The following is a 14,508-nucleotide window of genomic DNA, read 5'->3' on the forward strand; positions in this document are numbered from 1 at the left end:
GGCACGCGGCCCACGCACGTCGAAGGGCCCCACCGCAAGCGGTGGGGCCCTTCGACTTCGTGCCCGGTGAGGCACTGGCGGAGGATACGAGATTCGAACTCGTGAGGGGTTGCCCCCAACACGCTTTCCAAGCGTGCGCCCTAGGCCTCTAGGCGAATCCTCCGCAGAGAACATTACATGACGTCGGAGAGTGCTTGCGAACTCGTTCTCCGGGCCCCACATCGGGTAACGTGTGGCCCAGCCCCTCACGCGGCGCTATCTGACTGAACTCCCCCAGGGCCGGAAGGCAGCAAGGGTAGGTCGGCTCTGGCGGGTGCGTGGGGGGCGCCTGCGTTCGCGGGGTGGGTCCGGTTCCACGGGGCGGGCCGGTTGTCGGTGGGCGCCTATAACCTCGTATGCGTGTCGTCTCTCGCGCTCTACCGCCGTTACCGCCCGGAGTCCTTCGCCGAGGTCATCGGGCAGGGGCATGTCACCGACCCGCTGCAGCAGGCGCTGCGGAACAACCGGGTCAATCACGCGTACCTGTTCAGCGGTCCGCGCGGATGCGGCAAGACGACCAGCGCCCGGATCCTGGCCCGGTGCCTGAACTGCGAGCAGGGCCCCACGCCGACCCCGTGCGGCGAGTGCCAGTCGTGCCGCGACCTGGCGCGCAACGGGCCGGGTTCCATCGACGTCATCGAGATCGACGCCGCCTCGCACGGAGGCGTGGACGACGCCCGTGACCTGCGCGAAAAGGCCTTCTTCGGACCCGCCTCCAGCCGGTACAAGATCTACATCATCGACGAGGCCCACATGGTCTCCCCGCAGGGCTTCAACGCCCTGCTGAAGGTCGTCGAGGAGCCTCCGGAGCATCTGAAGTTCATCTTCGCGACCACCGAGCCCGAGAAGGTCATCGGGACCATCCGGTCGCGGACCCATCACTACCCCTTCCGCCTCGTGCCGCCCGGCACCCTGCGCGACTACCTCGGCGAGGTGTGCGGCAAGGAGGGGATCCCGGTCGAGGACGGCGTGCTGCCGCTGGTGGTGCGGGCCGGCGCGGGTTCCGTCCGGGACTCCATGTCCGTCATGGACCAGCTGCTCGCGGGCGCCGGTGCCGACGGTGTGACGTACGACATGACGACCGCCCTGCTCGGCTACACGGACGGCTCGCTGCTCGACTCCGTCGTCGAGGCGTTCGTCACGGGGGACGGCTCGGCCGCCTTCGAGGTCGTGGACCGGGTGATCGAGGGCGGCAACGACCCGCGGCGCTTCGTCACCGATCTGCTGGAGCGCCTCCGTGACCTGGTGATCCTCGCCGCCGTCCCCGACGCGGCGGAGAAGGGGCTCATCGACGCCCCGGCCGACGTCGTCGAACGGATGCAGTCCCAGGCGAGGTCCTTCGGCGCCGCCGAGCTGAGCCGTGCCGCCGACATCGTCAACGAGGGGCTCACCGAGATGCGCGGGGCCCACGCGCCGCGCCTCCAGCTGGAGCTGATCTGCGCGCGCGTGCTGCTGCCCGCCGCGTACGGCGACGAGCGTTCGGTGATGGCGCGCCTGGACCGGATCGAACGCGGCGTGCAGCTCTCCGCGGGCGCGGGGGCGCCCGCCATGGGATACGTGCCGGGACCCGAGGCGCATGCCGGTGCCGGCGGTACCGGTACCGGTGGTGTCGTGGCCGCCGCCGCTCCGGTTCCGCCGGGCGGCGGACCCGCCGCTGCCCGGGCGGCGGTCCGGGCGCCCGGACCCGGTGGCGGTGGCGGTGCCCCGGCGGCCGGTCAGGGCGGTCCGCCGCCCGCGGAGACAGCTGCCGGTGCCGGCACGGGTCCCGCTCCCGACGAAGGCGGCGGCCCCGCCGCAGGCGGGCAGCCCCAGGCCGCCCCCGCGCCCCCCGCCGCCCCCGCTGCGGCACCTTCTTCCGCACCCGCGCCCGGGGCCTGGCCGACCGCGGCTCCCGCGGGTGGCGGGCGGCGCCCCGGAGGGTGGCCCACGGCGGCACCGGCGGGCGGCGGCCAGTCCCGGCCCCCGGCTGCTCCCGCTCCCGCTTCCGGTCCCGCCTCGACTCCGGCTCCGGCCCCGACCCCGGCACCCGTGCCGGCCGCCGCCCCCGGGCCTGTCTCTCCGCCGCCGGGCACGGGAGTCGACCCCCGCACGATCTGGCCCAACATCCTGGAGGCGGTCAAGAACCGCCGCCGGTTCACCTGGATCCTGCTCAGCCAGAACGCCCAGGTGACCGGCTTCGACGGCACATCCCTCCAGATCGGCTTCGTCAACGCCGGTGCTCGCGACAACTTCATGAGCAGCGGCAGCGAGGACGTGCTGCGGCAGGCCCTGGCCGAGCAGTTCAACGTGCAGTGGAAGATCGAGGCGGTCGTCGACCCCTCCGGCGGCTCGGCACCTCCGCCCCCCGCCGGCCCCTCCGGTGGCTACGGCGGATCCGGTGCAGGTGGTGCCGGAGGCGCCGGTGGAGGCGGCTACGGCGGTGGGGGCGGCTACGGAGGCGGGGCGCCCGCACAGCGCCCGTCGGCGCCCTCGCCCGCGGCCCCGGCTCCCGCGCCGTCCGCGCCGTCCGCGCCGTCCGCGCCGGGACCGGCGTCCGACTCGGTGTCCGCCCCCGCCCCCGCCCCCGCGCCCCGGCCCCCGGCCCCCGAGCCGCGCCCGGTCTCCCCCGAGGACGACACCCCCGAGGACGACGACCCCGATCTCGACGAGTCGGCCCTCTCCGGCAAGGAACTGCTGGTACGGGAGCTGGGGGCGTCGGTGGTCGAGGAGATCCCGCACGAGTAGGCGGGGGTGCGGGCCGCGCGATCCGGGCCCCGCCCTGGAGGAACCCACAAGCCTCCCCGACCCGCCCCTTCGGAAGCCCGCACAAACCGCACCGGCCCGTTCCCATTAGGCTTCACCCCGTGAAGGTCCTTGTCATCGGCGGCGGCGCCCGCGAACACGCCCTGTGCCGTTCCCTGTCCCTCGACCCCGACGTCACCGCGCTGCACTGCGCACCCGGCAACGCCGGTATCGCCGAGGTCGCCGAACTGCACCAGGTCGACGCCCTCGACGGCGCGGCCGTCACCGCGCTGGCCACCCGGCTCGGTGCCGAGCTGGTCGTGGTCGGGCCGGAGGCGCCCCTCGTCGCCGGGGTCGCCGACGCCGTGCGCGAGGCGGGCATCCCGGTCTTCGGCCCCTCCGGGCAGGCCGCGCGGCTGGAGGGCTCCAAGGCATTCGCCAAGGACGTCATGGCCGGCGCCGGCGTCCCCACGGCCCGCTCCTACGTCTGTGTGAACCCGGCCGAGGTCGACGCGGCCCTCGACGCCTTCGGCGCGCCCTACGTCGTCAAGGACGACGGGCTGGCCGCGGGCAAGGGCGTCGTCGTCACCGACGACATCGAGGCGGCCCGCGCGCACGCGAACGCGTGTGACCGCGTCGTCATCGAGGAGTTCCTGGACGGCCCGGAGGTCTCCCTCTTCGCCGTCACCGACGGCGAGAACGTACGCCCGCTCCAGCCCGCCCAGGACTTCAAGCGCGCGCTCGACGGCGACGAGGGCCCGAACACCGGCGGCATGGGCGCGTACTCACCGCTGCCCTGGGCCGACCCCAAGCTGGTCGACGAGGTCGTGCAGAGCGTGCTGCAGCCGACCGTCGACGAGATGCGCCGCCGCGGCACCCCGTTCTCCGGACTGCTGTACGCCGGTCTCGCGATCACCTCGCGCGGCGTCCGCGTGATCGAGTTCAACGCCCGCTTCGGCGACCCCGAGACCCAGGTCGTGCTGGCCCGCCTCAAGACGCCGCTCGCCGGTCTGCTGATGGCCGCCGCCACCGGCAACCTCGCCGACCTGGAGCCCCTGCGCTGGAGCGACGAAGCGGCCGTCACCGTGGTCGTCGCCTCGCACAACTACCCCGGCACCCCGCGCACCGGCGACCCGATCACCGGCCTCGACGAGGTGGCCGCCGAGGACGCCCCGCACGCCTACGTCCTGCACGCCGGCACCCGCGGCGAGGGCGACGCCGTCGTCAGCGCCGGCGGCCGCGTCCTGTCCGTCACGGCCACCGGCACTGACCTCACCGAGGCCCGCGACCGCGCCTACCGGGCCGTCGCCCGCATCGGCCTCGACGGTTCCCAGCACCGCACCGACATCGCGGCGAAGGCGGCCGCGGGCGCCTGACCCGGCCCTGCGGAACACTCCCGCGCACTCAACGACAGGCCCCGGCTCCCCCTCAGAAGCCGGGGCCTGATCCTTGCTGTCCGTCATCCACCTTTCCCCAAAGCCATTCCATCGAGTGACCGATACGCCATACGGCTGACGGGCCCGGAGGCCCCAACTATGGTGCCGCGCAGGCATTCCGGCACTTGGCCCACCGGCATTGCGATGTCAGTGGCGGGTGCCACAGTGGGGGAGTGAGCAAGAGCCGGAGAGCAGCAAAGTCCAGGGCAGCAAGGAGGGGGTGAGGTCCGGCCGTGACCAGTACCGGTGGTGTGGAGATGGGCGCGCAGGCGGCGCGCTCCCGGGCGCTGGCCGTGCTGCGCGTCCGCAGCCGGGCGCTGGCCGTCGCCCTGTTGCCCGCTGCGGCCGCCGTGATCCTGCTCGTGGGCGGCACCACCGGGCACCTCGTGGGCGGGGGCTGGGACACAGCCCGCTGGGCGGTGTCGGCGCTCGCGCTTCTCGCACTGGCGGCCGCCGCCGCAGTCGCCCTCGTCGTCGCCCGCTCCCGGCCCGCCGTGACCCCGACGGTCACGATCGCCGAGGAGTCGGCGCCGGACCTCTACCGGATGGTGCGCGACCTGGCCGACCGGCTCGACGTCCCCGCCCCCTCCGCGATAGCGCTCACGCCGGACTGCGACAGCTGGCTGGAGGACCGTACCCACCCGGCCCACGGTCCGCCGCCCGTGGAGGAACACGACGACGTGGCCGGCATCGGCGGACCCGCCCACCGCCGGACCGCCGCCGCGCCCGTCCTCGTCATCGGCTCGCCTTTCCTGTGGTGGATGCGCGTGGGCGAACTGCGTGCCGTCCTCGCCCCGGTCGTCGCCGGTGCGGGTCCCTCGGCGCACCCCGACATAGCCGCGGCCCGCCGCTTCATACGGGGCCTGGACGCCGCGGTGGCGGTGGCCTCGTCGGGCGGGCGCGGCCCGCTCTCCCGGGCGGCGTGCGCGGGCCTCGGCTGGGTGTCCCGGCTCCTGCTGCGCAGCTGCCGCGTCCACGCGGCACAGATGGAGCGCGGGGTCGCGGCCGCGGCCGCCGAGCGTGCACAGGCTGTGGACTACGGTCTGCGGATCGTCGCGCAGGAGCAGGTCGGGCTCGCCTACGCGGGCTGGGACCGGCTGCTGACCCGGGTGGCGCTGCCCGCCTGGCGGATGGGCCGCTGGCCCTCCCGGCTGGACGTGGGCGTGGTCGCCGCGCTCACGGAGCTGTCCCGCCGCGACCGCCTGGCCGAGGGCTTCGCCTCCCGCCTGGGCGAGCGTCCGGCCTGCGACCTGCTGGAGGAGCCAGGGGTGATGGACGAGGCGGTCTCCCTCCTCGCCGCGCGCCTCTTCCACGGCGGGCCGGCCGAGACCGGCCCGGACTGGGCGCCGGTGGCTTGGGACGAGTATCCCGAGGAGGTCGTCGACCGGACCTGGCGCACGGACGCGGCGCGTCTCCACCGCGTCCTGGACACCCTGGGCGTCCGCCGCACCGCGGACGGCGCGACACCGGGCACGGACGGCCCGACCCTGGCCCGCGTCCTGGACCACCTCACGACAACCCCCGCCCCGCCCCCCGACGCCCCCTCCACTCCGCGCAACACGACAGCCACGACCGACACCGGGCCGGGCCCCGGCCCCGGACCGGCGACCGAGCCCGACACGGACTCCGACACCGGCCCCGGACCGGTGACCGAGCCCGGCACCGGCACCGGCGCCGGACCCGGGACGGCGACCCCCCAGCCCGGCACCGGCGCCGGACCCGGGACGGCGACCCCCCAGCCCCGCACTGACACCGGACCGGTGATCGAGCCAGGCACCGGCACCGGACCGGTGACCGAGCCCGGCACCGGACCGGTGACCGAGCCCGGCACCGACGCTGAGCCCGAGACCGGCGCCGAGGCCACCGCGTATCCGCCGTACAGCGACCATGGCGCGCACGCCGCCCACGACAGGCACGACGTCCACGCTGGGCACGACGTCCACACCGCCCACGCTGGGCACGACGTCCACACCGCCCACGCTGGGCACGACGTCCACACCGCCCACGCTGGGCACGACGTGTACGACGCCCACGACGCCCACCTCGGCACCCACGGCGACGGGAACACTCCCGGCGGCCACCACCCGGACCACCGTGCCGCCACGGCCTCCGCCGCCTCCGCCTCCGCCGCCTCCGCCTCCGCCGCCTCCGCCTCCGCCGCCTCCGCCTCCGCCTCCGCCGCCTCCGCCGCCTCCGCCTCCGCCGCCTCCGCCGCCTCCGCCTCCGCCGCCTCCGCCGCCTCCGCCGCCGTCTCCTCCGCTGCCGACGCCGACGCCGACGCCGACGATGACGATGACGACCTGGCCGGCACCACGGCCCGCGGCGCCGCCCTGGCGGCAGGGCTCAGTGCCCAGCTGGCCCGCGAGGAGGCGGAGGCGCAGCCGACCGGGGCCCAGTCCCCCGCCCAGGGAGCCCCGGCGCCGGTCGGCCCCGACACCGCCCTCTGGGACGACCGCGCACTGCCCCTCTTCCCCCTGCAGCCCCCGCGCACCGGCCGCGAGATCCTCACCGCCCACATCACCGCGATGGTGTGCTGCGCGGCGATGGACACCGCAGGCGCGACCCCCGGCCTCGACTGGCTCGACGGACCGTCCCTCCTGGTCGACGGCGCCCGCGCCGTGGACCTGGCCCCCCACGTCCGCAGCCTCGTCGAGACGGGCGACCCGGGCCCCCTGCGCGTCTGGATGACCGAGCTCGGCATACGCCCGGAAAAGCCGGTGCGCCTGGTCTGACCCGCCCCACCGGCTGCCGTGGCGGAACGCCGAAGCGGAACCACCGATTCCACTTTGGGCCACTTCGCAACGAACAGTGACAGCACGCGCGCGAAATGTGATGTGCTGGGACCGATCGCGCACATGGCAAAGGCGTTCGTCATACGCACGACCACGGGGGCACGAGGGAGGGGACTGTCCCATGGGGCCCGAACAGATCCGCCGCTGGGAGTCGGGAGCACTCGCGCATGCCGTGACGGATCCCTTCGGACAGGGGCCCGTCCCCTGGTTGCGCGGCGGCGAGACGTACTTCGGCGACACCGGCCAGGTCGTCGCCTGGTACGCGGACCAGGACGCCGTACCGGACCCGGACGGCGGGTCCGGCACGAAGACCCGAGGGCAGCGCACCGACCGCGGCGGCCCGCGCGCCGCCGACGACGTCCGCCGCCAGATCAAGGGCTTCACCGCCACCGGAGCCGCCGCCCCCGGCGAGGCCATCGACTTCCACATCACCGTCGACCCGCCCCAGGAGTTCAGCGTCGACGTCTACCGGATCGGCCACTACGGCGGTGACGGCGCCGCCAAGATCACCACCAGCCCCCGCCTGTCCGGCATCGTCCAGCCCCCGCCGCTCACCGCCGACCGCACGGTCTCCTGCCACCACTGGTGGCTGTCCTGGCGGCTCCAGATCCCGTCGTACTGGAACATCGGCGCATACGTAGCCGTCCTCACCACCGCCGACGGCTACCGCTCCCACGTGCCCTTCACGGTCCGCGACAGCCACCCGGCCGACCTGCTCCTCCTGCTGCCGGACATCACCTGGCAGGCGTACAACCTCTACCCGGAGGACGGCCGCACCGGCGCCAGCCTCTACCACGCCTGGGACGAGGAGGGCCGGCTGCTGGGCGAGGCGGACGCCGCGACGACCGTCTCCTTCGACCGCCCGTACGCGGGCGCCGGCCTGCCCCTCCACGTCGGCCACGCCTACGACTTCATCCGCTTCGCCGAGCGCTACGGCTACGACCTCGCCTACGCCGACGCCCGTGACCTGCACTCCGGCCGCGTCGACCCCACCCGCTACCGGGGCCTGGTCTTCCCCGGGCACGACGAGTACTGGTCCGTCCCCATGCGCCGCACCGCGGAACTCGCCCGCGAGCACGGCACGTCCCTGGTCTTCCTCTCCGCCAACACCATGTACTGGCAGGTGGAGCTGGCCCCCTCCCCGTCCGGCGCCCCCGACCGCCTGCTGACCTGCCGCAAGCGCCGGGGCCCGGGCCGGCCGGTGCTGTGGCGGGAGGTCGACCGCGCCGAACAGCAACTGCTCGGCATCCAGTACGCCGGCCGCGTCCCCGAACCGCACCCGATGATCGTCCGCAACGCCGGGCACTGGCTCTGGGAGGCCACCGGAGCGCACGAGGGCGACGAGATCGAGGACCTGGTCGCGGGCGAGGCCGACCGCTACTTCCCGCGCACCGCGCTCCCCGAGCACGACGAGCGGGTCCTGCTCGCGCACAGCCCGTACACCGACGTCGAGAACACCCGGCGCCACCAGGAGACGTCGCTGTACCGGGCGCCGTCGGGCGCCTGGGTCTTCGCGTCCGGGACGTTCGCCTGGTCGCCGGCGCTGGACCGCCCGGGCCACGTCGACCCCCGTGTCCAGCGGGCCACCGCCAACCTCCTGGACCGCATCTGCAAACGGGACTGACCCGCACCCGGGCCCAGACCCCGCTCCACCCCCGGACCGACCCGCCGTCCCCGATCACCCACCCGTACGGGACAATCGGAGCATTGGACAGAACCACGGGGAGGAACCGTGTCCGGATTCGTTGAAAAGCCCGAGCCGATCCAGGTTCCGGGTCTGGTGCATCTGCACACCGGCAAGGTGCGCGAGCTGTACCAGAACGAGGCGGGCGACCTCGTGATGGTCGCCAGCGACCGCATCTCCGCCTACGACTGGGTGCTGCCGACCGAGATCCCCGACAAGGGCCGGGTCCTCACCCAGCTCTCCCTGTGGTGGTTCGACCAGCTCGCCGACCTGGTCCCGAACCACGTCCTGAGCACCGAGCTGCCCCCCGGCGCCCCCGCCGACTGGGAGGGCCGCGCGTTGGTCTGCAAGTCCCTGCGGATGGTCCCCGTGGAGTGCGTGGCCCGCGGCTACCTCACCGGCTCCGGGCTGGCCGAGTACCGGCAGACCCGCACCGTCTGCGGCCTCGCCCTCCCCGAAGGCCTCGTCGACGGCTCGGAGCTGCCCGCCCCGATCTTCACCCCGGCCACCAAGGCCGAGGTCGGCGAGCACGACGAGAACGTCTCCTACGAGGAGGTCGCCCGCCAGGTCGGCGCGGACACCGCGGCCGCCCTGCGCCAGGCCACCCTCGCCGTCTACTCCCGCGCCCGGAACATCGCCCGCGACCGCGGCGTCGTCCTGGCGGACACCAAGTTCGAGTTCGGCTTCGCGGGCGAGAGCGGCGACGACCTCGTCCTCGGCGACGAGGTCCTCACCCCGGACTCCTCCCGCTTCTGGCCGGCCGACCAGTGGCAGCCGGGCCGCGCGCAGCCGTCGTACGACAAGCAGTTCGTCCGGGACTGGCTGACCTCGGCGGAGTCCGGCTGGGACCGGAAGAGCGAGCAGCCCCCGCCGCCGCTGCCGCAGCGGGTCGTGGACGCGACCCGAGCCAAGTACGTGGAGGCGTATGAGCGCCTGACCGGCCTGAGCTGGTCGTAGCCGCCGTAGCAGCCGTAGCCGCCGCACCGCGGACACGAGAAAGCCCCCGGCCGGAACCGGGGGCTTCCTCACACTGAGCGAACGACGAGGTTCGAACTCGCGACCTCAACCTTGGCAAGGTTGCGCTCTACCAACTGAGCTACGTTCGCACTGCGCGCCGTGGACTTCGCCGTGGCGCGACAGCCACTATACCCAACCCCGCTCCCGTGCGAGCCGCACCGCCGCGTGCCGGTTCTCGGCGCCGAGCTTGCTCGCGGCCGACGACAGATAGTTCCGTACGGTCCCCTCCGCGAGCGCGGCGCGCTCGGCGATCTCCGCGACGGGCGCCCCGTCGGCGGCGTGCTCCAGCACCTCCGCCTCACGCGCGGTCAGCGGCGAGTCCCCGGCGGAGATCGCGTCGGCGGCCAACTCCGGGTCGACGTAGCGGTTTCCGGCGTGCACCGCGCGGATCAGCTCGGCGAGCCGCTGGGCGCTGACCGTCTTGGGGACGAACCCGCGCACTCCCGCCGCGAGCGCCCGCTTCAGGTGGCCGGGCCGTCCGTGACTGGTCACGATCAGCACCCGGCAGGCGGGCAGCTCGGTCCGCAGGGATGTGGCGACCTTCACACCGTCCGCGCCGGGCATCTGGAGATCCAGCACGGCGACGTCCGGCGCGTGCGCCCGTGCCATCGCCAGCGCCTCCGGCCCGGTGGCCGCCTCGGCGACCACGACCAGGTCGTCCTCCAGGGACAGCAGGGCCGCCAGCGCCCCGCGGATGAGGTGCTCGTCGTCGGCGAGCAGCACCCGTACGGGGGTCGTCACGACGCGGCCTCCAGCACTGCGGAACCGGCCACCGGCAGCGGCACCTGGGCCGTGAGCCGGAACACGCCCTTGCCGACCCGACCGGCGTCCAGCGTGCCGTCCACGGCGGACAGCCGCTCCCGCAGCCCGGCGAGCCCGGACCCACCCGAGGGCTCTTCCCCGGCCGCCTCCGCCACCCCGTCGTTCTCCACCGTCAGCACTACCCGCCCCTCCGAAATCCGCACCGTCACGGCGCACTTCTCCGCGTTGCCGTGCCGCAGCACGTTCGTCGTCGCCTCCCGCACCACCCAGCCGAGTGCCGACTGGACCTCGGCGGGCAGTCCGGCCGTCTCGCCGGTGACCTCCGAGACGATGCCGGCCGCCGAGAGCACACCCCGGGCGCCGGCCAGTTCGACCTCCAGGGCGACCTCCCGGTAGCCGCGCACGACGTCCCGGACCTCCCGCTGCGACTCCTGGGCGATGCGCTGCACCTCGATCATCTGCTCCACCGCTTCGGGCCGGCCGCGCCGGGACAGCTGGACGGCCAGTTCGCTCTTGAGCGCGATCACCGCCAGGTTCCGGCCCATCACGTCGTGCAGGTCCCGGCCGAACCGCAGCCGTTCCTCGGCGACCGCGAGCCGGGTGCGGGTCTCCTTGGCGCCGTCGAGCGTGTAGACCGCGTTGAGCAGCCAGACGGAGAAGATCGAGGTGAAGGCGAGGAACCCGCCGGCCACCAGCACCATGCCCGCCAGTACGACCGAGGCGAGGGCCGGCATGCCCAGCGGGAACGTGATGACGCCGGAGCCCAGCGCGAAGCCGCCGACGACGGCGACCACGCGCCGGCGGTCGCGCAGCCCGAGCGTGATGACGCCGGCGCCGAAGCACATGACGCCCCCGTAGACCGAGCCGGCCGCGGTGTCCACCTCGCCGCCCGGCCCGCGCTCCGCGATCCCGACCGCCGCGATCGCGATCGCGGCCGTGACCACGGCGAGGCCCCACACCAGCCGCACGGGCTGCGGCCGTCGCCCGAGCGTCCAGTCCAGTGCCCGGGACGAGACCAGCATGCAGACGGCGGCATGCACGGTGACCAGCAGGCACAGTGCGGTGGCGAGCCCGGCTCCCGCCCGGCCGTAGGCACTCACCCCGAGCGCGACGACCTCGATGACGCCGAAGAAGTGGAACGACCACCGGGTGTACGTCTCCACCTTCTCCGGCGTGCTCTTCCGCCGCCACCATCCGCCCGGCCTGCGCATCCGACCCACTGCTCCCACTCGCCCCGTACCTCAGTGCCGCGGCTCCCAGCGGAACCACCGCCGTACAGCAAACACCGCCACCACGGTCCAGGCCACCGCCGTCGCCACGGAGCCCAGCGCCTCGTAGGCCGACAGGTCGCCGGTCCAGCCACCGCGCACCAGGGTGATGACGGGTGTCAGCGGCAGCAGCTCGCAGAAGGAGGCCAGCCGGTCGGGGAGCACCTCCAGCGGCACGAACATGCCGGAGCCGAACATCGAGACGAACATGAACGGCAGCGGCGTGACCTGCGCACTCTCACCGGTCCGGGTGAAGCTCGCGGTGACGGCCGCGAGCGCGGCGCACATCACCAGGCCGAGCAGCAGACCGAGGACGGCCAGATGGGGCGCGGACGGCGCGGACAGGTCGAGCAGCACGAAGCAGCCCGCCGCCAGGAGCAGGCTCTGCACGAGGCCGCTGAGGACGGCCGGCATCGCGGAGCCGCTCAGGATCTCGACGTCCCGCAGCTCACCGGTGCGCAGTCGCTTGAGGACGAGTTCCTCGCGCCGGACGACGAAGACGCCGACGAGGGCCGAGTAGACGGCGAACAGCAGGGAGAAGCCGATCGCGGCGGGCAGGACGAGCGTCCCGGTGGTCAGTCCGGCCTCGGCGAGATCCATCTCCTTGGACGCCGACCAGACGCTGAGCGGCAGCACCAGCGGCACGAACAGCGCGGCGAAGAGGGTGCCCTTGTTCCGCCCGAGCAGGGTCATCTCGGCACGGGCGAGGGCGGTCATGCGCCCCATCGGTGTGGTGACCGGGGCGTTCGTGGCGCGCGCCGCGGGGTGCTTGGTGGTCGTGGCGCTCATGCCGCGTACTCCTTCGTCGTGGTCCCCTCGGCCGTCCTCGCGGACGCCTCCTTCGCGATCCCCAGGAACGCCTCCTCCAGGGACGCCGACCGCACGTCCAGGCGGCGCAGCTCCACTCCGGCCTGTCCGGCCCACACCAGCAGTCCGGTGGCGGCGCGCTGCAGTTCGTGGGTGCGCAGCCTGACCATCCGGCCGTCGGCCTCGTGACCGCTGACGCCCAGCTCGCCGAGCGGCGGCAGGTCGCCGACGAAGTAGCCGTCGGGCAGCTCGAAGGAGATCCGGGACGGCTGCGCGGCGGTCACCTCGGCCGGGGTCCCGGTGGCGGCGATCCGGCCCTCGTGCATGATCGCGAGCCGGTCGGCGAGGTTCTCGGCCTCCTCCAGGTAGTGCGTGGTCAGCAGCACCGTCGTACCGCCGTCGCGCAGCGCGCTCACCAACTCCCAGGTGTCCCGGCGGCCTTCGGCGTCCAGCCCGGTGCTGGGCTCGTCGAGGAAGAGCACCTCGGGGTCGCCGAGCAGCGCGAGCGCCAGGTCCAGGCGGCGCCGCTGGCCCCCGGACAGCTGCTTCACGCGGGTGCCGGCCTTGGACTCCAGGCCGACCATCGCCAGCACCTCCGCCGGAGGGCGGGCCCCGCTCACACAGCCCGCCCACATCCGCGCGGTCTCCGCGACGGTCAGCTCGGACGGGAAGCCGCCCTCCTGGAGCATCACCCCGGTGCGGGGGCGTATGGCGGCCCGCTCGGTGTACGGGTCGTGCCCGAGGACGCGCACCCGGCCGCCGGCCGGAGCGGCGAGGCCCTCCAGGAGCTCGACCGTCGATGTCTTGCCGGCGCCGTTGGTGCCGAGGAGGGCGAAGACCTCTCCGCGGCGCACGGAGAAGTCGATTCCGCGCACGGCCTCGAACCCGCCCCCGTACACACGTCGCAGGTCGGTGACCTCAATCACGTGTTCGTGTCCGTTTGATTGCATGCCTCAAGCATTCCGGTCTCCCGGGCCGTACGACAGTGCGGCTCGTCATCACCGGGCATGACAAATGTCAGACGGAGGCCGCCCGGTCCCCCCTGGCCCGGACTCCGGACTCCGGGCGCCGGGCTCCGGGCGCACGAAAAGACCCCGGTCCTTGGAGGACCGGGGTCTGATTCCCGAGCGGACGACGAGGCTCGAACTCGCGACCTCAACCTTGGCAAGGTTGCGCTCTACCAACTGAGCTACGTCCGCATTGCCCCCGACCGGCCTTCACCGATCGGTGCGAGCACCAGCCTACCTGATCAAATCGAGTGATCGGTACGGCGATGCAGAGCGGGTGACAGGAATTGCACACTGCGCCTTCCCCCTGGAAGGGGGATGTTCTACTACTGAACTACACCCGCGTGTTCCGTGAGCTGGGCCTTTCGGCCTCGCCCCTCGGCGTGCTCCAGACTTTAGCTGATCACCCGGGGTGCTGCGCAAGTCGGTTGCCGCGAGGGGCGGCTGAGCGGCCGTCGGCCGCTCCTGCCAGGAGCAGCTCCCATCGCGCACGGCTCATCCCGCACCGCTCACCGCTCACCGCTCACCGCGCACGGCTCACTGTGCCGCGGCGAACGCCTCGTACACCTTCTTCGGGATCCGGCCGCGCGCGGGCACGTCCATCTTGTTCGCCTGCGCCCAGGCCCGGACCGCCGCCGGGTCGGGGGCGACCTCCGTCTGCCGGTACGCCTTGCCGGACCGTGACCGCTTGCGGCCGGCCGACACGAACGGCTCGAGAGCCTTGCGCAGCTTTCGGGCATTGGCTTCGTTCAGGTCGATCTCGTACATCCGGCCGTCGACACCGAAGGCGATCGTCTCCGCCGCTTCCGAGCCGTCGATGTCGTCAAAGAGAGTGACCACGACACGCTGCGCCACGAATATCGGTCCCTTCGTGCGGCATCTCCGCGATGACGTGCCAAGGCACCGCGATGATGCCGACTGTTCGCCTGTAATTGGGCAAAGTATCGGCTAATGACATTTCATTTGTACAGTGCC

General features: G+C 73.5%; 9 protein-coding genes, 4 tRNA genes, 1 other RNA gene and 1 pseudogene. 6 read left to right on the forward strand and 9 right to left on the reverse strand.

All coding sequences use genetic code 11. The features are described from left to right. Positions 1-75: 75 nt before the first annotated feature. Positions 76-163, reverse strand: a tRNA-Ser gene (locus ACFW48_RS30685). Between the two features lie 74 nt (positions 164-237). Between ACFW48_RS30685 and ffs the strand changes: the two genes are divergently transcribed. The 6 genes and pseudogenes from ffs (at position 238) to ACFW48_RS30715 (ending at position 9,629) form a co-directional block, all read left to right on the forward strand. After that, positions 238-332, forward strand: an RNA gene (ffs, locus tag ACFW48_RS30690) — signal recognition particle sRNA small type. Positions 333-399: 67 nt separating this feature from the next. After that, positions 400-2,763: a DNA polymerase III subunit gamma and tau gene (locus ACFW48_RS30695; RefSeq protein WP_386320304.1), complete on the forward strand. Its 2,364-nt coding sequence runs from the start codon at positions 400-402 to the stop codon at positions 2,761-2,763. Positions 2,764-2,882: 119 nt separating this feature from the next. Beyond that, entirely contained in the window at positions 2,883-4,136 is a 1,254-nt protein-coding gene (gene purD / locus ACFW48_RS30700) for a phosphoribosylamine--glycine ligase (RefSeq protein WP_386320307.1), read from the forward strand. Between the two features lie 317 nt (positions 4,137-4,453). Continuing rightward, positions 4,454-5,720, forward strand: a pseudogene (locus tag ACFW48_RS30705) (hypothetical protein); the annotation flags it as partial. A gap of 1,389 nt (positions 5,721-7,109) precedes the next feature. Further along, positions 7,110-8,612, forward strand: a complete 1,503-nt coding sequence (locus ACFW48_RS30710) for a N,N-dimethylformamidase beta subunit family domain-containing protein (protein ID WP_386320310.1) — start codon at positions 7,110-7,112, stop codon at positions 8,610-8,612. A gap of 108 nt (positions 8,613-8,720) precedes the next feature. Further along, the gene (locus ACFW48_RS30715) at positions 8,721-9,629 is read left to right on the forward strand and encodes a phosphoribosylaminoimidazolesuccinocarboxamide synthase (RefSeq protein WP_386320311.1); all 909 of its coding nucleotides are present in this window, start codon (positions 8,721-8,723) and stop codon (positions 9,627-9,629) included. Between the two features lie 76 nt (positions 9,630-9,705). Here the strand turns inward: ACFW48_RS30715 and ACFW48_RS30720 are convergent. The 8 genes from ACFW48_RS30720 to ACFW48_RS30755 all read right to left on the reverse strand — a co-directional run bounded on the left by ACFW48_RS30720 (position 9,706) and on the right by ACFW48_RS30755 (position 14,388). Next, positions 9,706-9,778, reverse strand: a tRNA-Gly gene (locus ACFW48_RS30720). A 37-nt stretch (positions 9,779-9,815) separates the two neighbouring features. Continuing rightward, the gene (locus ACFW48_RS30725; RefSeq protein WP_386320314.1) at positions 9,816-10,430 is read right to left on the reverse strand and encodes a response regulator; all 615 of its coding nucleotides are present in this window, start codon (positions 10,428-10,430) and stop codon (positions 9,816-9,818) included. Beyond that, positions 10,427-11,662 (reverse strand): sensor histidine kinase, encoded by a 1,236-nt coding sequence (locus ACFW48_RS30730; protein ID WP_386320316.1) that lies wholly within the window; start codon positions 11,660-11,662, stop codon positions 10,427-10,429. Before ACFW48_RS30730 ends, ACFW48_RS30725 begins: the two co-directional genes overlap by 4 nt. 30 nt (positions 11,663-11,692) lie before the next feature. Beyond that, entirely contained in the window at positions 11,693-12,508 is an 816-nt protein-coding gene (locus ACFW48_RS30735; protein WP_386320318.1) for an ABC transporter permease, read from the reverse strand. Further along, entirely contained in the window at positions 12,505-13,476 is a 972-nt protein-coding gene (locus tag ACFW48_RS30740; protein ID WP_386320320.1) for an ABC transporter ATP-binding protein, read from the reverse strand. The genes ACFW48_RS30735 and ACFW48_RS30740 overlap by 4 nt, the downstream gene beginning before the upstream one ends. 176 nt (positions 13,477-13,652) lie before the next feature. After that, positions 13,653-13,725 (reverse strand) — tRNA-Gly (locus ACFW48_RS30745). 80 nt (positions 13,726-13,805) lie between these two features. Then, positions 13,806-13,877: transfer RNA gene (locus ACFW48_RS30750), tRNA-Gly, on the reverse strand. Positions 13,878-14,070: 193 nt separating this feature from the next. Continuing rightward, positions 14,071-14,388 carry an Lsr2 family protein gene (locus ACFW48_RS30755; RefSeq protein WP_310872538.1) on the reverse strand — a complete coding sequence of 106 codons (318 nt, stop codon included), beginning with the start codon at positions 14,386-14,388 and terminating at the stop codon, positions 14,071-14,073. Positions 14,389-14,508: the final 120 nt, after the last annotated feature.

The sequence above is a fragment of the Streptomyces sp. NPDC058812 genome, assembly GCF_042744565.1.
GTDB classification, from domain to species: Bacteria; Actinomycetota; Actinomycetes; order Streptomycetales; family Streptomycetaceae; genus Streptomyces; species Streptomyces thinghirensis.

What these genes read in the sequence shown, in the direction of transcription:
- ACFW48_RS30740 (WP_386320320.1), bottom strand. Translation starts at nt 13,476, where the DNA reads ATGCAATCAAACGGACACGAACACGTGATTGAGGTCACCGACCTGCGA.
- ACFW48_RS30730 (WP_386320316.1), bottom strand. Translation starts at nt 11,662, where the DNA reads ATGCGCAGGCCGGGCGGATGGTGGCGGCGGAAGAGCACGCCGGAGAAG.
- ACFW48_RS30710 (WP_386320310.1), top strand. Translation starts at nt 7,110, where the DNA reads ATGGGGCCCGAACAGATCCGCCGCTGGGAGTCGGGAGCACTCGCGCAT.
- ACFW48_RS30735 (WP_386320318.1), bottom strand. Translation starts at nt 12,508, where the DNA reads ATGAGCGCCACGACCACCAAGCACCCCGCGGCGCGCGCCACGAACGCC.